Source organism: Methylopila capsulata (assembly GCF_016907975.1).
Classification (GTDB): domain Bacteria; phylum Pseudomonadota; class Alphaproteobacteria; order Rhizobiales; family Methylopilaceae; genus Methylopila; species Methylopila capsulata.
Genome location: NZ_JAFBCY010000001.1, coordinates 89,128 through 109,771, shown reverse-complemented (window position 1 = coordinate 109,771; position 20,644 = coordinate 89,128). Strand labels below are relative to the sequence as shown.

The window sequence follows — 20,644 nt, the reverse complement described above, 5'->3', positions numbered from 1 at the left end:
ATCCGAAGGCCCGATCATGACCGACCTTCAGCTCGGCCGTCAGACCGAAACGCCCGCCTCCCCCGACGCCGCGACTCTCGACCGCGTGCCGAACCCCCATCCCGACGTGACCTACGTCGCCCGCTTCACCGCGCCGGAGTTCACCTCGCTCTGCCCAGTGACGGGCCAGCCCGACTTCGCGCACATCGTCATCGACTACGCGCCGGACGAATGGCTGGTGGAGTCGAAGTCGCTGAAGCTCTACCTCGGCGCCTTCCGCAACCACGGCGCGTTCCACGAGGATTGCACGGTCGCGATCGCCAAGCGCCTGATCGCGACGCTCAAACCTCGCTGGCTGCGCATCGGCGGCTACTGGTACCCGCGCGGCGGCATCCCGATCGACGTGTTCTTCCAGGCCGGCGAGCTGCCCGCGGGCGTCTGGGTCCCCGAGCAGGGCGTCGCGCCGTACCGCGGCCGGGGGTGAGCGGGGGTCGGCGGCGAGGCCGACCGTCCTCCGACCCGCACCGTCGCTCCGGGCGACAGCCCGGAGCCTATCAGCCCGCCGATGGGTCCGGCCTTCCGCGTCGCTGCAGCGGCAACAACGACGCGGCACCCTCGAACGCCTCCAATCGTGGCGGCGACGTGGAGCGCGTTCCGTCACGCCATCGTCGCGGAAAAGGCGTCCGGTCGAGAGACTGACCGGATGCGACGACGGGCGCCGGCGCGCCCCGGAAACGCCCCAAGCGACGCCCACCTTCGCGGCCCGAATCGACCGTCCCCGCTTCGCTCCCTCGGAGGCCGCGCCAATGCCTATCCCCGACGCGCCCAGCGGGTCTGAAGACGTGCTGATCATCACCAACGGCGACAGCGCCGTAGCGCGGATCGAGCAGGCGCGCGTCGCCGGCGCCATCCTGCCGTGGCGCGACGTACTGCACGACGGCCCAGTGCCCGCCGCCGGCGGGCTGGAGCGGCTGTCCGCGATCCGCTCCGCCTTCATCGCCTCCGATCTCGGCCTCGGCGTCGGGGAGGTCGCGGCCGAGTTCGCCGCGCGCGACGCGGCCGTGCGCGGCCACGCCGGCTTCGCCCGCGTCGAGATCTGGCTGGAGCACGATCTCTACGATCAGCTGCAGCTTCTGCAGATCCTCGACTTCTTCCACGCCGAGAGCCGCACCGAGGGGCTCTATCTGGTCCAGGCCGACGACTACCTCGGCCTGCAGGGCCCGGAGGCCATGCGCGCGCTCGCGGACCGCGCCGCGCCGGTGACCGAGCGCCAGCTCGCGCTGGCCGACCGCGCCTGGGACGCGTTCACGGCCCAGACGCCCCACGCGCTGGCGCGCCTCGCCATGGAGGACACCACCGCCCTTCCCCACCTCGCGCCCGCGCTGAAGCGCCTGCTGCAGGAGCTTCCCGATCCCGTCCGGGGGCTGACGCTGACGGAGGAGCGCGCGCTCGGAGGCCTCGCCGAGGCCGAGACGACAACGGGAGAGCTGTTCCGCCATGTGACCGAGCAGGACGAGGCGCAGTTCCTGGGCGACGCGAGCTTCTTTCGCCGGCTGGACAGCCTGGCCTTCGCCGACGAGCCGCTGATCGACGGCCTTCCCGGCCCCTCGCCGGACTACTGCGGTCTCGGCCCGGGCAGCCATCTCGGCTACGCCGACTACGCCCGCGCGCGGCTTCGCCTCACCAAGGCCGGCCGCGCCGTGATGACCGGCCGCGTCGACCACCGCGTCATCAACCGCATCGACCACTGGGTCGGCGGCGTCCACATCTCGCCCGCGGCCCTCATCCGCTACGATCGTGCGCACGGGCAGCTGGTGGCGCAGGACTGAGGAGCGGGCGTCATCCCGGCCGAGCGGCGACGCCGCGCAGAGCCGGGATCGTGTCGAGGAGAGGCGCCTTATCCGAGAACGATCCCGGCTCGGCCTTCGGCCGTCCGGGATGACGCCGAGACTTGCCTCCCTTGTCCCGGCTCAAGGCCGGAACACGGGAGCTGCGTCATGCCTTAACCGCGTACTCCCGCTTGACGGGAGCGCAGCATCCACGACCTCCACTCGACGACGCACGTCACGCCCGAACGGCCTCAGCCGCGCGCCTTGGTCCAGCCGAACCCCTCGCCGACGGCGTCCGGCGGCGCCAGCCGCTGGCGGAGCGCCACGATCAGATGGAGCTGTTCCTCGTTCGGAGGCCCATCCACGTGGGCGACGCGCTCCAGCATTTCGACCAGATCGTCGCGTTCCTGCGCCGTGAGGCGATCGTTGAACAAAGGCGCGAGGTCCTGGATCGCCGCGGTCGCGCTCGGCGTCTTGGTGCAGGCGAAACGCGCGAAGGACTGGGCTTCGGCCAGATCGCCCGAGAGCGACATCACCGTGCGCATCTCGTGCTCGATCGCCGTCAGCTGGGCGGCCGAATAGTCGCCCTTCTGCCGCGCGATCAGGAACAGCAGGACGGTCCCCGCCTCGCGCGGATCCTTGATCGACTTGATCGGCGCACGGGCCTCGGCCTCGAGAGAGGCGAGACGGCGCTTCGTGTTGCGCCGCTGAGTCAGCATCTCTTCGATGCGCTTGTGCCCGTCCAGCCGAAAGAACCAGTAGCAGAACCAGAAAAAGGCTCCGCTCAGGATCGCCGCGATCACAGGCATGCCGCCCTCCGTGCCTCGGCCCGCTGGCGAGCCCGGTGTCAGATCGGCAGCGTTTCTAGCAAACAGTCAGCCGACTTCAAACTTCCGCGATGAGCCCACGTCAGGGACCGCGCGATCGTCAGCCCTTCGCCAGCCGGTCGAACGCCATCAGCCGCGCGAGCAGCGCCGGCATCTGTTTTAGCGACACCATGTTGGGGCCGTCGGAGGGGGCGTGGTCCGGGTCGGGGTGGGTCTCGATGAAGACGCCGGCGACGCCGACCGCCACCGCGGCGCGGGCGAGCACGGGCACGTATTCGCGCTGGCCGCCGGACGAGGCGCCCTGCCCTCCGGGCTGCTGCACGGAATGGGTGGCGTCGAAGATCACCGGGGCGCCGGTCTTCGCCATCTCCGGCAGCGCCCGCATGTCGGACACCAGCGTGTTGTAGCCGAAGGACGCCCCGCGTTCGGTCAGCAGCACCTTGGGGTTGCCGGCCCCGACCAGCTTGTCGACCACGTTCTTCATGTCCCAGGGCGCGAGGAACTGCCCCTTCTTGACGTTGACCACCCGCCCCGTGGCGGCGGCGGCGAGCAGCAGGTCGGTCTGGCGGCAGAGGAACGCGGGGATCTGCAGCACGTCCACCACCTCGCCGACCGCGGCGCACTGGTGGGCGTCGTGGACGTCGGTCAGCGTCGGCAGGCCGAGGCTCTCCTTGATTTCGGCGAAGACGGGGAGCGACGCCTCCAGCCCCATGCCGCGCTGCGCCGTGGCGCTGGTGCGGTTCGCCTTGTCGAACGAGGTCTTGAAGATCAACCCGATGCCGAGCGCCTCGGTGATCTCCTTCAGCGCAGACGCCACCTCGAGCGCGTGGTCGCGGCTCTCCATCTGGCAGGGGCCGGCGATCAGCGCGAGCGGCAGGTCATTGCCGAAGCGGACGGAGCCGACCTCGACGACGGCGGACGGGCGGGCCTCAGTGGGTGCGGTCATTGTCGCTCTTCAAAAGACACGCCGTCACGCCCGGCGGTCAGCCGGGCATCCACGACTTGGGGGCTGCGCTCGACGTCGAAGTCGTGGATGCCCGGAAAAGCCCGAGCATGACGGCGAGCATCTGATCCACGTGGGCTTACCAGCCCCGGGCTCAGTCTTCCAGAACCAGCGTCAGGCCGAACAGGCGCTCGGGCGGAACGACCCGCTCCGCCCCGGCGGGGACCTTGATCCTCAGCGCCGACAGCCGCAGCTCCGGCCCGACCTCGACGCTCAGCCCCGTGCGCCGGCGGTAGGCCTCGCCGGTCAGCACGTCGATCTCGCCGCGCGGGGTTACGAAGGTCAGGCCCGAGGAGGTCGCGCGAAAGGCGTCGATGCCGGTGAAGGCGCGCAGGAAGACATGGTGGTCGGACGGGTTCTCGGCTGTCAGGACGACGCCCGCGACCGCGCTCGCGCCGTTCGGGTGCGCCTGCGCCGCCGGGTTCCAGAAATTCTCCGGCCGCTTCTGCTCGCAGGCGAAGAACGAAACGTCGGGCGCGGCGGGGTCCGACGCGAAGGCGAGCTCGAACGCGACCTCGACGGGCGAGCCGTCCGCCCGCACGCCCCGGCGCTCGAAGAAGAACGGCGCGAAGTCGCCGATCCCCTTCGCGGCGTAGGTCGCCGCGTCCGCTTTGGCGTCGGCGCTTTCCAGAACCAGCCCCGAGGCCCCCTCGCCAGCCCGCGCCAGCCGATCGCGCTGGAACGCCGCGAAGGAGAAAAACCTGGGGCCGTGCTCGGAGATCAGCGCGGGATCGGCGATCGCCAGCAGTTCGACGAAGACGCCCGGCAGCTGGACGATGCGGTTCTTCGTGCCGAACGGATGCCGGTTCTCAGCCCCGACCTGGAAGCCCAGCGCGCTCCAGGCCTCGCCCGCGGCGTCGAGGTCGCCGACGAGGTGAATGAGGTGGTCGAGGCCGCGCGGCATGGCGCGTGAAGGTCCGAGCCGCGCGGTCAGATCTCGAGCTTCCGCTTGAGCAGATCGTTGACGGCCTGCGGATTGGCCTTGCCGCCGGAGGCCTTCATCACCTGGCCCACGAACCAGCCGATCAGGGTCGGCTTGGCCTTCGCCTGCTCCACCTTGTCGGGGTTCGCCGCGATCACCTCGTCGCAGACCTTCTCGATCGCGCCGGTATCAGTGACCTGGCGCAGGCCGCGGCTCTCGACCAGCTCGCGCGGGTCGCCGCCTTCGGTCCAGAGGATCTCGAACAGGTCCTTGGCGATCTTGCCGGAGATGACGCCTTCCGAGACGAGGCTGATCAGCCCGCCGAGCTGGGCGGCCGACACCGGGCTCGCCTCGATCGCGAGGCCCTGCTTGTTGAGCCGTCCGAACAGCTCGTTGATCGTCCAGTTGGCCGCGAGCTTGGCGTCGCCGTGTTTCGCGACGGCCTCGAAGAAGTCCGCCGACTCCCGCTCCAGCGTCAGCACCATGGCGTCGTAGGGCGTCACGCCATAGTCGCCGATGAAGCGCGCCTTCTTGGCGTCCGGCAGCTCGGGAAGCGCGGCGCGGAGCTCGTCCACCTCCGCCTGCTCGACCTTCAGCGGCAGCAGGTCGGGATCGGGGAAGTAGCGGTAGTCGTGCGCCTCTTCCTTGGAGCGCATCGACCGGGTCTCGCCCTTGGTGGGATCGAACAGGCGGGTCTCCTGGTCGATCTTGCCGCCGTCCTCGAGGATCTCGATCTGGCGGCGCGCCTCGATCTCGATCGCCTGGCCGATGAAGCGGATTGAGTTGACGTTCTTGATCTCGCAGCGGGTGCCGAGCGGCTCGCCCGGCTTGCGGACGGAGACGTTGACGTCCGCGCGCAGGTTGCCCTTGTCCATGTCGCCGTCGCAGGCGCCGATGTAGCGCAGGATGGTGCGCAGCTTGGTGACGTACGCCTTGGCCTCGTCCGACGACCGCAGGTCCGGCTTCGACACGATCTCCATCAGCGCGACGCCGGAGCGGTTCAGGTCGACGAAGGACAGCTTCGGGTCCTGGTCGTGGATCGACTTGCCGGCGTCCTGCTCGAGGTGGATGCGCTCGACGCCGACGACGATGCTCTCGCCTTCGCCGAGGTCCACGGTGACCTCGCCCTCGCCGACGATCGGGCTCTTGAACTGCGAGATCTGATAGCCCTGCGGTAGGTCCGGGTAGAAGTAGTTCTTGCGGTCGAAGGTCGATACCAGGTTGATCTGGGCGTTGATCGCGAGGCCCGAACGGATCGCCTGCCGCACGCATTCGCGGTTCAGCACCGGCAGCATGCCGGGCATCGCGGCGTCGACGAGGCTGACGTGGCTGTTCGGGGCCGCGCCGAAGCCGGTGGAGGAGCCCGAGAACAGCTTCGCCTCGGAGGTCACCTGCGCGTGGATCTCCATGCCGATCACCACCTCCCAGTCGCCGGTCGCGCCGGGGATGAGTTTGGAGCTCGCTGGGACGCGGGAGTGAGCGTTCATGGGGAGGGAAGCCTTCCGCAGGGTTCGGTCTGTCGGGCCGCCTTCCTAGCGCCTAGTCGGCCCGGAAGACAACGGCTCTCCGCGCCCGGTCAGGGCAGGCGGAAGCGAACGGTCGTGGCGACGCCGCAGCCCGGCTCGGAGACGGCGTCGATCTTCGCCTTGACGTTCTCGACGATCGAGCGGGCGATGAGGTAGCCGAGCTTGCCCGGCTTCGGCCAGACCTCGTCGCCCATGCCGACGCCGTCGTCGGAGACCGAGACGAGGCAGTCGCCGTCCTTCTCGCGCAGGCAGCGCACCGTCACCTCGCCCTCGTCGCGCCCGACGAAGGCGTATTTCAGCGCGTTGGTGACGAGTTCGTTGACCAGCAGGCCGAGCGGCATCGCGACGTTGACGGGCGCCGGGATGACGTCGACCTGATGGTTCAGCCGCACCCCCTCGATCGCCTGCGCCTTCATCACCGAACTCGCGATCTGGCTCAGGTAGGAGCCGAGATCGACGTCGCCCTCGCCGCCCGAAAGCTGCTGGTAGAGCAGGCCCAGCGCCTCCACGCGCCCGGCCAGCCGGTCGAAACGGAGGTCGTTCTCGCGCCCGCCGGCCTTGCGCGTCTCCATCCGGATCAGCGCCGTGATCATCTGCAGGTTGTTCTTCACCCGGTGCTGGATCTCGAGCAGCAGCAGGTCTTTTTCGCGCAGCTTCGCCTGGACGTCCTCGCCCGGCAGCTCCACCAGCGCCACGATCCGGAACTTCGGGCGGCCCTCGTCATCTTCGATCAGCGAGGCGTTGAGCTCCATGACGGGCCCGTCGCCGAGCGCGCCGACGGCGTCCTGCTCGTCCCGCACGGCCGCGGCGAAGGAGGGCCACTGATGACTCGTCCAGCGCGGGTCGATCCCCTCCCAGGGCTTCCCGATGATCTCGTCCTCCGCGCAGCCGAGGCGTTCCAGCGCCTCCAGATTGGCGTAGACCACCCGCTCGCGGCCGTCGGCGATCTCGCCGACCAGAATGGCGATCGGCAGATGGTCGAGGAACTGCTTGAACTGGTCGGAGGCGAGCGCGTCGACGAGATCGGGCGTCGTCAGCAGTTCGTCCACCTGCTCGGCCGCGCTGCGGCGCCTGTCGGTCATGGCGCGTCGGCGCGCTGCGCCGTCTCCATAAGCTCGCGCTCGTGGGCGATGAACTCCGCCATCATCGCGCGCCACAGCCTGTCGGCGAGAGCGGGATCGAGTCCGTGCCGCTCGCCCAAGGCGCGGGCGTTGGCGGCGACCTCCTCGACGCGCCACGGCACCAGCGCGACCTCGGGGTCGTTCTTGATGCGGGCGGCCTCGGCGATGCAGTGCGCGCGCGCAGCCATCAGCGGCATGATCTCGGCGTCGAGGGCGTCGATCGCGGCCCGCACCTCGTCCATCGAGGCGTAGGTCGGCCGCGCGCTCACCACCAGCGCTCGGGGGTGAAGCCGCCGCCGGCGGCGTCCTCGATCACCGCCGCGGTCGAGAACAGCGTCTCCTCGTCGAACGGCCGGCCGATCAGCTGCAGCGCGAGCGGCAGGCCGTCCGCGGACTTCCCCGCCGGCACCGCGACGCCGGGCAATCCGGCCATGTTCACCGTCACGGTGAAGACGTCGTTCAGGTACATCTCGACCGGCGAGGCGTTGGCGTTCTCGCCGATCCCGAAGGCGGCGGAGGGGGTCGCCGGCGTCAGGATGGCGTCGACGCCGTCCGCGAACACGGTCTCGAAGTCGCGCTTGATCAGCGTGCGCACCTTCTGGGCGCGGACGTAATAGGCGTCGTAGTAGCCGGCCGAGAGCACGTAGGTGCCGATCATGATGCGGCGTCGCACCTCGTCGCCGAAGCCAGCCGCGCGCGTCTTCTCGTACATCTCCACGATGTCGCGGCCCGGCACGCGCAGGCCGTAGCGCACGCCGTCGTAGCGGGCGAGGTTCGAGGAGGCCTCCGCCGGAGCCACGATGTAGTAGGCCGGCAGCGCATACTTCGTGTGCGGCAGCGAGACCTCGACGACTTCGGCGCCGGCCGCGCGCAGCCACGCCGCGCCCTGCTCCCACAGCGCCTCGATCTCGCCCGGCATGCCGTCGACCCGGTACTCCTTCGGCAGGCCGATCTTCAGCCCCTTTACCGAACGGCCGACCGCGGCCTCGAAGTCCGGAACCTCGCGCTCGACCGAGGTCGAGTCGCGCGGGTCATGGCCGGACATGGCGCCGAGCAGGATGGCGGCGTCGCGCACGTCGCGGGCGATCGGGCCGGCCTGGTCGAGCGAGGAGGCGAAGGCGACGATGCCCCAGCGCGAGCAGCGGCCGTAGGTCGGCTTGATCCCGACCGTGCCGGTGAAGGCCGCCGGCTGGCGGATCGAGCCGCCGGTGTCGGTCGCGGTCGCCCCGAGGCAGAGCCTCGCCGCCACCGCCGCCGCCGAGCCGCCGGACGAGCCGCCGGCGACCAGCGCCGCGTCCGAGCCGGCCTTGCGCCACGGGTTCACCGGCGTTCCGAAGCAGGAGCTCTCGTTGGACGAGCCCATGGCGAACTCGTCGTTGTTGAGCTTGCCGAGCATCACGGCGCCCGCGGCGCGCATGCGCTCAGTGACCGCGGACTCGTAGGGCGGCGTGAAGCCGTCGAGGATCTTCGAGCAGGCCGTGGTGCGCACGCCCTCGGTGCAGAACAGGTCCTTCACGCCGAGCGGCAGGCCTTCGAGCGCGCCGGCCTCGCCCTTGGCGATGCGCTGGTCGGAGACGGCGGCGCGCTCCAGCGCGATCTCGGGCGTCCCCAGCACATAGGCGTTGAGGCCGTGGCCCGCCTCGATGGCGTCGAGGTAGGCCTGCGTCAGCTCAACGGCCGAAAAATCCTTCTCTGCCAGCTTCTTGCGGGCGTCGGCGAAGGTGAAATCGAGGAGATCGGACATCGCGGCTCAGGACTGACGTTGCGGGCGGGCGGAGGCGGACGTCACTCGACGACCTTCGGGACGACGAAGAAATCGCCCTCCCGCGCGGGAGCGTTTTCCAGCACGCGTTCGGCGTTTTCGCCGTCGGTCACCACGTCCTCCCGCAGCCGGATCGACACGGGCGTGACGCCCGTCATCGGCTCCACGCCGTCGACGTCGAGCTCCGACAGTTCCTCCACGAAGGCGAGGATCGCGTCGAGCTCGCCCTTGAGCTTCGCGACCTCGTGGTCCTCGACCGCGATGCGAGCGAGCTTTGCGACGCGGCGGACGGTGCTTTCGTCGACGGACATCTCGAGCCTTCTGAAGAGATCAGACGTCAATCATACTTGATTGACGCGCCGGGCTTTAGCACGCGCCGTCCTGGGGTCGCAACGCGACCGCTTGGTGGGCTGACGACGCCATTCACACCGAAGTGCGTGCTTCGAGACGCCGCCGGAAAGCGAGCTCCTCAGCATGAGGAGGTTTTTGCTCATTGAACGCCCCAAAGTCCTCATGCCGAGGAGCCGGCCGTAGGTCGGCGTCTCGAAGCGCTGAGCCCCGCGTCCAAACCGCCTCCTGTTAACCCTCGACCTCGAAGGTCTCGCCGACGACCGGCACCTTCACGGTCGTGCCGCGCACGCTGTCCATCAGCTCCACGAAACGGTCGGCGTTGGGCTCGAGGATGGGGAAGGTGCCGAAGTGGCAGGGCACGACCAGGTCGAAATCGAAGAAGTGCCGGCAGGCGTAGGCCGCGGTCTTGGCGCCCATGGTGAAGCGGTCGCCGACCGGCACGAAGCCGACGGTCGGGGCATAGAGCTCGTTGATCAGCTTCATGTCGCCGAAGATGCCGGTGTCGCCCATGGCGTAGACCACCGGCTCGTCCTCGCCCTCCGGCGTCACGATCAGGCCGTGCGCCTCGCCGAGCGCGACGGCGACGCCGTTCTCGTCGAGCTGGCCCGAGGAATGCAGCGCGTGGGTCATCGTCACCCGGAAGCCGCCAAGGCCGATGGAGCCGCCGGTGTTCATCGGCTCGAGCGCCTTGACGCCCTTCGAGCCGAACCAAGTGGCGAGGTCCGCGTCCGCCACCACGGTGGCGCCGGTCTCCGCCGCGATCGCGACCGTGTCGCCGACATGGTCGAAGTGTCCGTGCGTCAGCAGGATGTGCGTGGTTCCCCTCACGGCGGCCGCCTTATCGCCCTTGAACACGCCGTTCTCGAAGAAGGGATCGATCAGGACGACGCTGGAGCCGAAGTCGAGCCGGAAGACCGAATGGCCGTACCAGGTGATGCGCATGGGGGCTCGCGTCCTTGTGCGGTTTGGAATCGTTCGGGGCGGAGAATAGGAACCGCAGCCGGGAGAACAAGCACGCTGATGCGGTGCGGCCGTGGCGGGCGCCGGACCGCCGTGCTACGCGGGGCCCATGTCGACCATCTTCCCCGAATTCGAAAGCTTTGTGGCAGCGCTGCCGGCGGAAGGCTCCCTGTTCGGGCTCGACCTCGGCACGAAGACGGTGGGCGTCGCCGTCTCCGATCCGCGCCGCACGATCGCGTCGCCGGTCGAGACCATCCTGCGCCGGAAGTTCACGCTCGACGCCGACCGGCTGCTGGAGCTCGCGGCCGGGCGCAAGGTCGTCGGCTTCGTGCTCGGTCTGCCCGTCAACATGGACGGCAGCGAAGGCCCGCGCTGTCAGGCGACCCGCGCCTTCGCCCGCAGCCTCGCCGGACGCACGCCTCTGCCGATCAGCTTCTGGGACGAGCGGCTTTCCACGGCGGCCGTCGAGCGCATGCTGATCTCGTTCGACACCAGTCGGAAGCGCCGCGACGAAGTCGTCGACAAGCTCGCCGCCGCCTACATCCTGCAGGGCGCGATCGACCGCATCGGCGGAATTCGTCGCGCGGCGGAAGACGCCGCGCGATGACGGCGGCCCGACACGAAGGGTCGAGCCGCGCCATTCCCGTCACGACTGCGTCAGCACGGACGGTGGTCGATCACCTTCACCAGCCGGCCGTAGCCGTCGTAGTGGGCCGAGACCACCCGGCAGTCGTCCCCGGCGTAGACCGCGCCGTAGGGTTCGCCGCCGTAAAACTGGCTGCCGATCAGGGCGCCGGTCGCAAGGCCGACCGCGCCGGCCCCCCAGTAGCCGCCTCCCCAACCGTGGCGATGGTCGCGCCATCCGCCATGATGTCCCCAGCCGGGCCCGCCGTGCGGGCCGCCCCAGCCCGGACCGCCGTGGCCGCCGAAGCCGCCCCGGTCGGGCCCGCCGTGAAACGGAGACGCGCTGGCCGGCGCCACGGCGAGACCGGCGACCCCGAGGGCGCACACGGCGGCGGCGATGGTGGTGCGAAGAGACGTCATCGAACTGTCCTCCTGAGGAAGTCCGCCGAAAGCTTGCGGCAGGCGCCGCCCCGACATGGGAAGCCTCTTCGGTGGGCTCGGCATGAAAACGCCGGTCGGGTTCCGGAATTCAGTCGGGAATGGCAGCCATGCGGCCTGTGACGATCGGGGCTCCGTTCCCGCGCGCCGGCCAGGGCGACCGCGCATGATCCTCGCTTTCGAAAGCCTGCTGCCCTCGTTCCTGCTGATCCTGTTCGGCTTCAGCCTCTCCCGTTCGCCGCTGCTTCCGGCGGCGCTGTGGGAGGGCGTCGAGCGCCTGAACTACTACGTGCTGTTCCCCGCGCTGCTGTTCGTGACGCTCGCCCGCGCCGACCTCGCCTCGGCGCCGATCGGGCCGATGGCGGGCGCCATGGTGCTCGCCATCCTGCTGGTGGCGGGCGGGATGCTCGCGTCGCGCCGGTGGTGGATGAGCCTCCCCGACGTCGACGGCCGCGCCTACAGCTCGCACTTCCAGGGCGCGATCCGCTGGCAGACCTCGGTGGCGCTGGCGCTGGCGGCGACGCTCTATGGCCGCGAGGGCCTCGCGCTCGGCGCGATCGGGGTCGCCGCCATGATCCCCTTGCTCAATCTGCTGTCGGTCGCCGTCGTTGCGTCCTACGGGGCCAGCACGCCGCCGTCGCGCCGGGCTTTGGCGCAGGAACTGGCGCGCAACCCGCTGATCCTGTCGGTGCTGGCCGGCGCGGCGCTCAACGCCTCGGGCGTTCAGCTCTACGGACCGGTGGTCGAGACCGTCGACCTCCTGGGCCGCGGGGCGCTGGGCGTGGGGCTGTTGCTGGTCGGCGCGGGGCTTGCGCCCGCCACGCTCCGGCTGCGGCTCGACATCGGCCTGGTCGTGGCGGTGAAGCTGGTGCTGATGCCGATCCTGATGATCGGCTTGGCCACGCTGTTCGGCGTGGAGGGCGTCGCGCTCGGCGTCGTCGCGATCTCGAGCGCGGTGCCGACGGCGAGTAACGCCTATCTTCTGGCGCGCCGCCTCGGAGGCGACGCGCCGTTGATGTCCGCCATCATCACGGTGCAGACCGTCGTCGCCTTCGCGACGCTGCCCACGACCCTGTGGCTGATCGGCGCGACGTAAGCCGCCGCGCCCATCGCGGGCTCAGCACGGGCGGTAGCGAACCACCCGGTAACGACGACCGTCGTAGCCGCGACGCGTGGTCACGACCTCGCACTCGCCGCCGTAGGAGCGGTAGTAGCCCGAGCGGCCATAGTAGCCCGAACGACCGTAGTAGTCGTCGTCGTAGTACCCGCGATTTCCGGCGATCAGCGCGCCGGTGGCGAGGCCGATGACGCCCGCCGCGGCGTAGCCGCCGTAGTTGTGATGGCGGCGATAACCGCCGTAGTAGCGCCGGCCGCCGTAGCCGCCGCCGTAATAACGGCGTCCGCCGCCGCCCCAGCCGCCGTAGCGTCGGCCTCCGCCGCCCCAGCCGCCGTGGCGACGACCGCCGCCGCCCCAACCTCGACCGCCGCGCCGGTCGACGAGCATGATCTGGTCGGACCGGATGCCGGCGATCGACGTTGCGGAGGCAGGCTTCGCCGAGGACGACGCGGCCTCAGCCGGCATTGCGCCCAGGGCCACGCCGAGCGCGCAGGCGCCGGCCACGAAAAACTTACGAACAGACGTCATTTGAGACACCTCCTCGAGCGACGTTGCGCTCTTGCCCGGCGCCATTGGACGTCCCAATGCCGCCAAGATTGTGATCTCACGACCAGAAGTCGTGACCGTACCCGCCCTTGACGCACAAAATGGCGTCTTCAGGCGCGGGGACAAGGCGCCGGCTTCTCTTGCGGGCCGCCATGCGCTGGCGCTATGACACCTGCCTTGATGAGCACCCCCTCCGAGCCAGCGCCCTTCGCCTTCCCCCACCGGCATCTGCTGGGGATCGAAGGCCTTTCCGCCGCCGAGATCGAAGGCCTGCTCGCCGCGGCCGAAGACGCCGTGGCGCTCAGCCGACAGGTCGAGAAGAAGCGCACCACGTTGCGCGGCCGCACCCAGGTCAATCTGTTCTTCGAGAACTCGACGCGGACGCAGTCCTCGTTCGAGATCGCCGGCAAGCGCCTCGGCGCCGACGTCATGAACATGTCGGTCGGCAACTCCTCCATGAAGAAGGGCGAGACGGTGCTCGACACCGCGGCGACCCTCAACGCCATGCGGCCGGACATCATCGTGGTGCGCCACCACGCGGCGGGCGCCGTCGCGCTGCTCGCGCAGAAGGTGGACTGCTCCGTGGTGAACGCCGGCGACGGCGCCCACGAGCACCCGACCCAGGCTCTGCTCGACGCCCTCACCATCCTCCGCGCCAAGGGCCGCATCGCCGGCCTCGTCGTAGCGATCTGCGGCGACGTGCTGCACAGCCGCGTGGCGCGCTCGAACATCATCCTGCTCAACGCCCTCGGCGCGCAGGTGCGCGTGGTCGCGCCCTCCACGCTGCTGCCGACCGGGATCGAGCGGCTCGGCGTCGAGGTGTTCCGCACCATGCGCGAGGGCCTCGCCGGCGCCGACGTCGTCATGATGCTCCGGCTGCAGCTCGAGCGCATGAACGGCTCCTTCGTGCCGTCGGTGAAGGAGTACTTCAAGCACTTCGGCCTCGACGGCGCGAAGCTCGCCTACGCGAGGCCCGACGCCGTGGTGATGCACCCCGGCCCGATGAACCGCGGCGTCGAGATCGCCTCCGAGGTCGCCGACGGCCCCCAGTCGCTGATCCGCGACCAGGTCGAGATGGGCGTCGCGGTGCGCATGGCCGTCCTCGAGACGCTCGCGCGTCATCTGCCGAACGCGTGAGCCCCATGCAGCCCCAGGACGACCGCCCTCTCCTCTTCGTCAACGCCCGCCTCGTCTGCCCGGCGAGCGGGCGCGACGAGATCGGCTCGCTGCTGGTGGCCGAAGGCGTCATCGCGGAGCTTGGGGCCAAGGTCCCGCCCACCGCGCGGGCCGAGACCGTGGACTGCCGCGGCCATGTGCTGGCGCCCGGCCTTGTTGACCTCGGCGCCTTCGTCGGCGAGCCCGGCGCCGAGCACCGCGAGACCATCGAGACCGCGAGCCGGGCGGCCGCGGTCGGCGGCGTCACGACCATCGTCGCGCGGCCCGACACCACCCCGCCGGTCGACGCGCCCGAGATCGTCGACTACCTCATGCGCCGCGCCCGCGACACCGCGAGCGTCCACGTCTACCCGATGGCCGCGCTCACCAAGGGCCTCGCCGGCGCCGAGATGACCGAGGTCGGCCTTCTGCTCGAGGCCGGCGCCGTCGCCTTCACCGACGGCCCGCGCTCGGTCGCCTCCTCGCGCGTCATGCGCCGCGCCATGACCTACGCCCGCGACTTCGACGCGCTGATCTGCCACCACGTCGAGGACGCCGATCTCGCCGCCGGCGGCGCCATGAACGAGGGCGAACTCGCAAGCCGGCTCGGCCTGCCGGGGCGCCCCGTCGCCGCGGAGGCGCTGATGCTGGAGCGCGACCTGCGGCTGGCCGCGCTCACCGGCGCCCGCTACCACGCGAGCCTCGTCAGCTCCGCCGAAAGCGTAGGCCTCATCGCCCGCGCGAAGGCGGCCGGAACCCGCGTCACCTGCGGCGCCTCGGTCGCGCATCTCACGCTGAACGAGAACGACGTCGGCGAGTACCGCACCTTCTTCAAGCTCACCCCGCCGCTGCGCCACGAGGACGACCGGCGCGCGCTGGTCGAGGCCCTGGCCGACGGGGTGATCGACGTCGTCTGCTCCGCCCACGACCCGCAGGACGTCGAGACCAAGCGCCGGCCCTTCGCCGAGGCCGAGGACGGCGCGATCGGGATCGAGACCATGCTCGCCGCCGGCCTCCGGCTCGTGCACGCCGGCGACGTGAGCCTGCACCGGCTGCTCGCCGCGATGTCCACCAATCCCGCGAAGCTGCTCGGCCTTCCCGCCGGCGCGCTGACGGTCGGCGCCCCGGCCGACCTCATCCTGTTCGACCCCGACGCCCCCTGGGTGCTGGAGGCGGCGCGGCTGAAATCCAAGTCCAAGAACACCCCGTTCGATCAGGCCCGGTTGCAGGGGCGCGTCTGGCGCACCGTCGTTGCCGGCCGAACCGTCTACCCCTACGCTTGATCCCTGCGCAGACATACGCGGTCGGCTCCGGCCGCCGCCCATCGGAACCGAACCTCGCGCGATGACGAACTCCACGGCCCTCGACATCGTCGCCGCGATCCCGCTCGGCTACCTTCTCGGCTCGATTCCCTTCGGCGTGCTGGTCACGCGCCTCGCCGGCGTCGGCGACGTGCGCAACATCGGCTCCGGCAACATCGGCACGACCAACGTGCTGCGCACCGGCCGGCGCGACCTCGCGGCCGCGACGCTGATCGGCGATATGCTGAAGGCGACGGCGGCGGTGATCATCGCCCGCCAGCTCTGGGGCGAGGCGGCAGCCCTCGCGGCGGGGGCCTCCGCCTTCGTGGGCCACGTCTACCCGGTGTGGCTGCGTTTCAAGGGCGGCAAGGGCGTCGCGACCTATCTCGGCGCGCTCATCGGCGTCGCCTGGCCGATCGCGCTGATCTTTGCAGCCGTCTGGCTCGGCGTCGCCGCGGCCACGCGCTACTCTTCGGCGTCGGCGCTCGCCGCGAGCGTCGCGGCGCCCGTCATGCTGGCCGTCGTCAGCCGCCATCCCACCTCGGCGGCGGTGGTCTTCGCGGTGCTCAGCGTCGCGCTCTGGGTCATGCACCGGGACAACATCGCGCGGCTGATGCAAGGCCGCGAAAGCCGCATCGGCCAGCGGTCAGACCCGCCGCGCAGCGGAGCCTGACGCGCGATGGCCGGGCTGACAGACGAGCAACGCATCGCCTGGCTCCGGCTCATCCGCTCCGAGAACGTCGGACCGCGCACCTTCCGCGATCTCGTGAACCACTTCGGCGGCGCCGCAGCGGCGCTCGAGGCCCTGCCCGGCCTCGCCCGGCGCGGGGGACGCGCCGTGCGCGTCTGTCCCCGCGGCGAGGCCGAGGACGAGATCGCCGGCGTCCTGGCCCGCGGCGCGCGGCTGATCGCTCTCGGCGAACAGGACTATCCCGCCCCGCTCGCCGCGATGGAGGGCGCGCCCCCGCTGATCACCGTGGCGGGCGACGCCGCCGTGTTCCGCCGCCCCACGATCGGCGTGGTCGGGGCGCGCAACGCCTCCTCGGCGGGCCGCACCTTCGCCGCGCGGATCGCGACCGAACTCGGCGGCGCGGGCTGGGCGATCGTCTCCGGTCTCGCGCGCGGCGTGGACGCCGCGGCCCACGCCGCCTCGACCCGGTCCGGCACGATCGCCGTGTTCGCGGGCGGCCTCGACTGTCTTTATCCCCCGGAGCACGCCGACCTCGCGCGCCGGATCGTCGAGACGGGCGCGCTGGTCACCGAGATGCCGCTGGGCTGGCAACCGCGCGGCCGGGATTTCCCGCGCCGCAACCGCATCATCGCGGGACTGTCGCTCGGCGTGCTGGTGGTGGAGGCCGCGGTCCGCTCGGGCTCGCTCATCACCGCACGGCTCGCCGCCGAACTCGGCCGCGAGGTCATGGCCGCTCCGGGGTCGCCGCTCGACCCGCGCTGCGAGGGGTCTAACGGTCTGCTGCGGGACGGCGCCACCTTCATCACCCGCTCCGACGACGTGATCGAGGCCCTCCAGCATCTCCTCGGCCGGGACGAACCCAGCCCGCCGCCGATCGGGCTGGCGCAGGCGGGAATGGCGGGCTTCCAGGGCGCGGAGCCGGGCGAGGACGAGCGTTCGCGCATCATGGAGCTGCTCGGCCCGACGCCGGCCGCGGTCGACGAAATCGTGCGGCAGTCCGGCGCCGACGCCCGCTCGGTGCAACTCGTACTGCTGGAGATGGAGATCGCGGGACGGCTCGAACGTCGCCCCGGTGGTGCCGTCTGCCTGCGCCAGCCCGACCTCTGGCTCTGAGCGTCCGTGTGGGATGCGAAGCGGCGCCGCGCGGCCGCGAACGCGCTCTCCGTCGTCCCCGCCGACGCGCCGGCCCTCTGAACGCGGCCGGATCAAGTCACGCCCGCCGTCGCGGTTATGGCTCCCGGCGCTTCGGTCGGCAGGACGGCCGTGGTTCACGCGCTCCGCATCACGGCGAACAGGCGCTAGCGGCGTTCGGCGCGCTCCGCGCGCTCGGACTGGGGCAACGCGGGCTCGCGCGCCTGGGTTTCCGCCTCCAGCCGGGCGATGTCGAGGAGATAGGCCAGCGTCGGCAGGGCGTTGCTCCGCGCGATCCGCGCGAGTTCGACCGTCAGCGTCGCGACGTAGGCGGCGGCTTCGGCGCGCGCCGCCGGATCCAGCCGCTGGAATGGGGCGCCCGCGGGCCTCGTCATTGTTCGACCGCTTCTACAGTTGGGATATGTCAAACCTACACCAAAGATTGCACTTCGCGCAACAACATACCTTACGGTTGTATTTCGCGTATCGACGTCGCTAGGCCGGGCGATTTGACAGGCCGAACCCGGTTCCCCATGTTCGCCGCCGCCGTCGCCCAGACTGGCGTCAGCTCAGAGACCCACGACTGATGAACAATGTCGTCATCGTCGAATCGCCTGCGAAGGCGAAGACGATCAATAAATATCTTGGTCCCGATTATGAGGTTCTCGCCTCCTACGGCCACGTGCGCGATCTTCCCGCGAAGGACGGCTCCGTCGACCCGGACGCCGACTTCCACATGCTGTGGGAGGTGGACGGCAAGTCCGCCCAGCGGCTGAACGAGATCGCCCGCGCCGTCAAAGGGGCCGACAAGCTGATCCTCGCCACCGACCCCGACCGCGAGGGCGAGGCGATCTCGTGGCACGTGCTCGAGGTTCTGCGGGCCAAGAAAGTCATCAAGGACCAGCCGGTCGAGCGCGTGGTGTTCAACGCGATCACCAAGCAGGCGATCCTCGACGCGATGAAGAAGCCGCGCGAGATCGACGTGGGGCTGGTCGACGCCTATCTCGCCCGCCGGGCGCTCGACTATCTCGTCGGCTTCAACCTGTCGCCGGTGCTGTGGCGCAAGCTTCCGGGCGCCCGCTCCGCCGGCCGCGTCCAGTCGGTGGCGCTGCGCCTCGTCTGCGACCGTGAGATCGAGATCGAGCGCTTCCTCCCGCGCGAATACTGGTCGCTGATCGCCCAGCTCTCGACGCCGAAGGGCGAGACCTTCGAGGCGCGGATCTCCGCCGCCGACGGCAAGAAGATCGGGCGTCTCGACATCGCCGACGGCGCCACCGCCGCCGCGCTGAAGAGCGCGATCGAGGCGTCCGACCTGAAGGTGTCGAACGTCGAGGCGAAGCCCGGCCGCCGCAACCCGGCGCCGCCCTTCACCACCTCCACGCTTCAGCAGGAGGCCAGCCGCAAGCTCGGGCTGGCGCCGAACCGGACGATGCAGATCGCCCAGCGGCTGTACGAAGGCGTCGACATCGGCGGCGAGACCACCGGTCTCATCACCTACATGCGGACCGACGGCGTCGACATGGACCCGAGCGCGGTCACGGCCGTGCGCGCGCTGATCGGCGCGGACTACGGCGCCCGCTACGTACCCGGCAGCCCCCGCAAGTACACGGTCAAGGCCAAGAACGCGCAGGAGGCCCATGAGGCCATCCGCCCGACCGACCCGCAGCGGACGCCGCGCGAGATGGCGCGCCGGCTCGACGACGACCAGGCCAAGCTCTACGAGCTGATCTGGAAGCGCACCGTCGCCAGCCAGATGGAATCGGCCGAGGTCGAGCGGACCACCGTCGACATCCTGGCGACCGGTTCGGGACGGCCGATCGAGCTCCGCGCCACCGGCACGGTCGTGACCTTCGACGGCTTCCTGGCCGCCTATCAGGAAGGCCGCGACGACGAAGAGGACGAGGAGGCGCGCCGCCTGCCGGCGATGGCCGCGAACGACGCGCTGAAGCGCGTGGGCCCCGTCGCCTCGACCCAGCATTTCACCGAGCCGCCGCCCCGCTACACCGAGGCCGCGCTCGTCAAGCGCATGGAGGAGCTCGGCATCGGCCGCCCCTCCACCTACGCCGCGACGCTCGGCGTGCTGCGCGACCGCGAGTACGTGAAGCTCGACAAGAAGCGGCTGGTCCCGGACGACAAGGGCCGGCTGGTCACGGCCTTCCTCGAGAGCTTCTTCGACCGCTACGTGGAGTATGACTTCACGGCGGATCTCGAGGGGCAGCTCGACAAGATCTCGAACCACGAGCTCGACTGGAAGGAGGTGCTGCGCGCCTTCTGGAAGGAGTTCACGAGCGCGATCGATGCGACCAAGGAGCTGCGCGTCACGCAGGTCCTCGACGCCCTGAACGAGATCCTCGGACCCTATATCTTTCCGGCCAAGGCCGACGGCGGCGATCCGCGCGTCTGCCCGACCTGCGGGACCGGCAAGCTCTCGCTGAAGCTCGGCAAGTTCGGCTCCTTCGTCGGCTGCTCGAACTATCCCGAGTGCAAGTTCACCCGTCCGCTCGGCGGCGAGCTTGGCGGCGAGGATGGCTCGGCCGCCGGACCCGACGGCGTGAAGGTGCTCGGCAAGGACCCCGAAACCGATCTCGACGTGACGCTGCGCGCGGGCCGTTTCGGCCCCTACGTCCAGCTGGGCGAAGGCGCCGAGAAGGAGAAGCCGAAGCGCTCCTCCCTGCCCAAGGGCTGGTCCGCGGCGGAGCTCGACCTCCAGGGCGCGCTGAAGCTGCTGTCGCTGCCGCGGCTGGTCGGCCTGCATCCCGAGAGCGGCAAGCCGATCGAGGCCAACATCGGCCGCTACGGGCCGTATGTCAGCCACGACGGCTCCTACGCCAACCTCGATTCGCCGGAGGAGGTGTTCACCGTCGGCCTCAACCGGGCCGTCACGGTGATCGCCGAGAAGAAGGAAAAGCGCGGCGCCGGCCGCGGCGGCGCGGTCGCGGGCCGCACCGTCGGCGACCATCCCGACGGCGGCGCGATCACGGTCCACGCCGGGCGCTACGGTCCCTACGCCAAGCACGGCAAGGTCAACGCGACCCTGCCGAAGGGCGTCGAGGCCGACGCGCTGACGCTCGAGGAGGCGATCAAGATCGTAGACGCCCGCGCGGCGATGGGCGGCTCCAAGAAGCCTGCCCGCAAGGCCCCCGCGAAGAAGCCCGCCGCCAAATCGGCGTCCGCCAAGGCGGCTCCGAAGACGGCGGCGAAGACGCCGGCCGCCAAGAAAACGGCCGCGAAGAAAACGGCCAAGCCGGCGAGCAAAGCCGCGGAGTGACCGCTCGCCCGGCTCAAGGAATGTAGACCTGACACGCTCCGCCGTCGCTCCGGACGACGTCCCGGGGCTCATGCGCCGCCGGTCGCGGCGGTT

At 70.5% G+C, this 20,644-nt stretch carries 21 protein-coding genes; 9 read left to right on the top strand and 12 right to left on the bottom strand.

What is annotated here, in order from left to right:
* The first annotated feature begins 16 nt into the window (after window positions 1-16).
* Window positions 17-463: a preQ(1) synthase gene (gene queF / locus JOD31_RS00510; protein WP_204948373.1), complete on the top strand. Its 447-nt coding sequence runs from the start codon at window positions 17-19 to the stop codon at window positions 461-463.
* A gap of 322 nt (window positions 464-785) precedes the next feature.
* Window positions 786-1,808: a hypothetical protein gene (locus JOD31_RS00505; RefSeq protein ID WP_204948372.1), complete on the top strand. Its 1,023-nt coding sequence runs from the start codon at window positions 786-788 to the stop codon at window positions 1,806-1,808.
* A 251-nt stretch (window positions 1,809-2,059) separates the two neighbouring features.
* On the opposite strand, the gene JOD31_RS00500 is transcribed toward JOD31_RS00505, so the two are convergent.
* The 9 genes from JOD31_RS00500 to JOD31_RS00460 all read right to left on the bottom strand — a co-directional run bounded on the left by JOD31_RS00500 (window position 2,060) and on the right by JOD31_RS00460 (window position 10,262).
* Window positions 2,060-2,617, bottom strand: coding sequence for a tellurite resistance TerB family protein (locus tag JOD31_RS00500; RefSeq protein ID WP_204948371.1), 558 nt, complete (start codon window positions 2,615-2,617; stop codon window positions 2,060-2,062).
* Window positions 2,618-2,735: 118 nt separating this feature from the next.
* The gene (gene kdsA / locus JOD31_RS00495) at window positions 2,736-3,581 is read right to left on the bottom strand and encodes a 3-deoxy-8-phosphooctulonate synthase (RefSeq protein ID WP_204948370.1); all 846 of its coding nucleotides are present in this window, start codon (window positions 3,579-3,581) and stop codon (window positions 2,736-2,738) included.
* A gap of 151 nt (window positions 3,582-3,732) precedes the next feature.
* Window positions 3,733-4,542, bottom strand: a complete 810-nt coding sequence (locus JOD31_RS00490; RefSeq protein WP_204948369.1) for a VOC family protein — start codon at window positions 4,540-4,542, stop codon at window positions 3,733-3,735.
* Between the two features lie 26 nt (window positions 4,543-4,568).
* Window positions 4,569-6,047 (bottom strand): Asp-tRNA(Asn)/Glu-tRNA(Gln) amidotransferase subunit GatB, encoded by a 1,479-nt coding sequence (gene gatB / locus JOD31_RS00485; protein WP_204948368.1) that lies wholly within the window; start codon window positions 6,045-6,047, stop codon window positions 4,569-4,571.
* An 89-nt stretch (window positions 6,048-6,136) separates the two neighbouring features.
* Complete coding sequence (locus tag JOD31_RS00480) at window positions 6,137-7,168, bottom strand: sensor histidine kinase (RefSeq protein WP_204948367.1); 1,032 nt, start codon at window positions 7,166-7,168, stop codon at window positions 6,137-6,139.
* Window positions 7,165-7,476: a chorismate mutase gene (locus tag JOD31_RS00475; RefSeq protein ID WP_271206138.1), complete on the bottom strand. Its 312-nt coding sequence runs from the start codon at window positions 7,474-7,476 to the stop codon at window positions 7,165-7,167. The genes JOD31_RS00480 and JOD31_RS00475 overlap by 4 nt, the downstream gene beginning before the upstream one ends.
* Window positions 7,473-8,951 carry an Asp-tRNA(Asn)/Glu-tRNA(Gln) amidotransferase subunit GatA gene (gene gatA, locus JOD31_RS00470; protein WP_204948365.1) on the bottom strand — a complete coding sequence of 493 codons (1,479 nt, stop codon included), beginning with the start codon at window positions 8,949-8,951 and terminating at the stop codon, window positions 7,473-7,475. The genes JOD31_RS00475 and gatA overlap by 4 nt, the downstream gene beginning before the upstream one ends.
* 41 nt (window positions 8,952-8,992) lie before the next feature.
* The gene (gene gatC / locus JOD31_RS00465) at window positions 8,993-9,280 is read right to left on the bottom strand and encodes an Asp-tRNA(Asn)/Glu-tRNA(Gln) amidotransferase subunit GatC (RefSeq protein ID WP_204948364.1); all 288 of its coding nucleotides are present in this window, start codon (window positions 9,278-9,280) and stop codon (window positions 8,993-8,995) included.
* A gap of 268 nt (window positions 9,281-9,548) precedes the next feature.
* Complete coding sequence (locus JOD31_RS00460) at window positions 9,549-10,262, bottom strand: metal-dependent hydrolase (RefSeq protein WP_204948363.1); 714 nt, start codon at window positions 10,260-10,262, stop codon at window positions 9,549-9,551.
* Window positions 10,263-10,389: 127 nt separating this feature from the next.
* On the opposite strand from JOD31_RS00460, the gene ruvX reads away from it, so the two are divergent.
* Window positions 10,390-10,887, top strand: coding sequence for a Holliday junction resolvase RuvX (ruvX, locus tag JOD31_RS00455; RefSeq protein ID WP_204948362.1), 498 nt, complete (start codon window positions 10,390-10,392; stop codon window positions 10,885-10,887).
* A 50-nt stretch (window positions 10,888-10,937) separates the two neighbouring features.
* On the opposite strand, the gene JOD31_RS00450 is transcribed toward ruvX, so the two are convergent.
* Window positions 10,938-11,324, bottom strand: coding sequence for a hypothetical protein (locus JOD31_RS00450; protein ID WP_204948361.1), 387 nt, complete (start codon window positions 11,322-11,324; stop codon window positions 10,938-10,940).
* 184 nt (window positions 11,325-11,508) lie between these two features.
* Here JOD31_RS00450 and JOD31_RS00445 point away from each other — a divergent pair, with 184 nt between their 5' ends.
* Window positions 11,509-12,438 carry an AEC family transporter gene (locus JOD31_RS00445; protein WP_204948360.1) on the top strand — a complete coding sequence of 310 codons (930 nt, stop codon included), beginning with the start codon at window positions 11,509-11,511 and terminating at the stop codon, window positions 12,436-12,438.
* 21 nt (window positions 12,439-12,459) lie between these two features.
* On the opposite strand, the gene JOD31_RS00440 is transcribed toward JOD31_RS00445, so the two are convergent.
* Window positions 12,460-12,987: a hypothetical protein gene (locus tag JOD31_RS00440; RefSeq protein ID WP_204948359.1), complete on the bottom strand. Its 528-nt coding sequence runs from the start codon at window positions 12,985-12,987 to the stop codon at window positions 12,460-12,462.
* Window positions 12,988-13,185: 198 nt separating this feature from the next.
* On the opposite strand from JOD31_RS00440, the gene JOD31_RS00435 reads away from it, so the two are divergent.
* The 4 genes from JOD31_RS00435 (at window position 13,186) to dprA (ending at window position 17,265) form a co-directional block, all read left to right on the top strand.
* Complete coding sequence (locus JOD31_RS00435) at window positions 13,186-14,142, top strand: aspartate carbamoyltransferase catalytic subunit (protein ID WP_204948358.1); 957 nt, start codon at window positions 13,186-13,188, stop codon at window positions 14,140-14,142.
* Between the two features lie 5 nt (window positions 14,143-14,147).
* Complete coding sequence (locus JOD31_RS00430) at window positions 14,148-15,443, top strand: dihydroorotase (protein ID WP_204948357.1); 1,296 nt, start codon at window positions 14,148-14,150, stop codon at window positions 15,441-15,443.
* A 61-nt stretch (window positions 15,444-15,504) separates the two neighbouring features.
* Window positions 15,505-16,134, top strand: coding sequence for a glycerol-3-phosphate 1-O-acyltransferase PlsY (plsY, locus tag JOD31_RS00425; RefSeq protein ID WP_204948356.1), 630 nt, complete (start codon window positions 15,505-15,507; stop codon window positions 16,132-16,134).
* A gap of 6 nt (window positions 16,135-16,140) precedes the next feature.
* Complete coding sequence (gene dprA, locus JOD31_RS00420) at window positions 16,141-17,265, top strand: DNA-processing protein DprA (protein ID WP_204948355.1); 1,125 nt, start codon at window positions 16,141-16,143, stop codon at window positions 17,263-17,265.
* A 185-nt stretch (window positions 17,266-17,450) separates the two neighbouring features.
* Here the strand turns inward: dprA and JOD31_RS00415 are convergent, their stop codons facing one another.
* Window positions 17,451-17,678, bottom strand: coding sequence for a hypothetical protein (locus JOD31_RS00415; protein ID WP_204948354.1), 228 nt, complete (start codon window positions 17,676-17,678; stop codon window positions 17,451-17,453).
* Window positions 17,679-17,869: 191 nt separating this feature from the next.
* On the opposite strand from JOD31_RS00415, the gene topA reads away from it, so the two are divergent.
* Window positions 17,870-20,551, top strand: coding sequence for a type I DNA topoisomerase (gene topA / locus JOD31_RS00410; RefSeq protein ID WP_204948353.1), 2,682 nt, complete (start codon window positions 17,870-17,872; stop codon window positions 20,549-20,551).
* Window positions 20,552-20,644 lie beyond the last annotated feature (93 nt).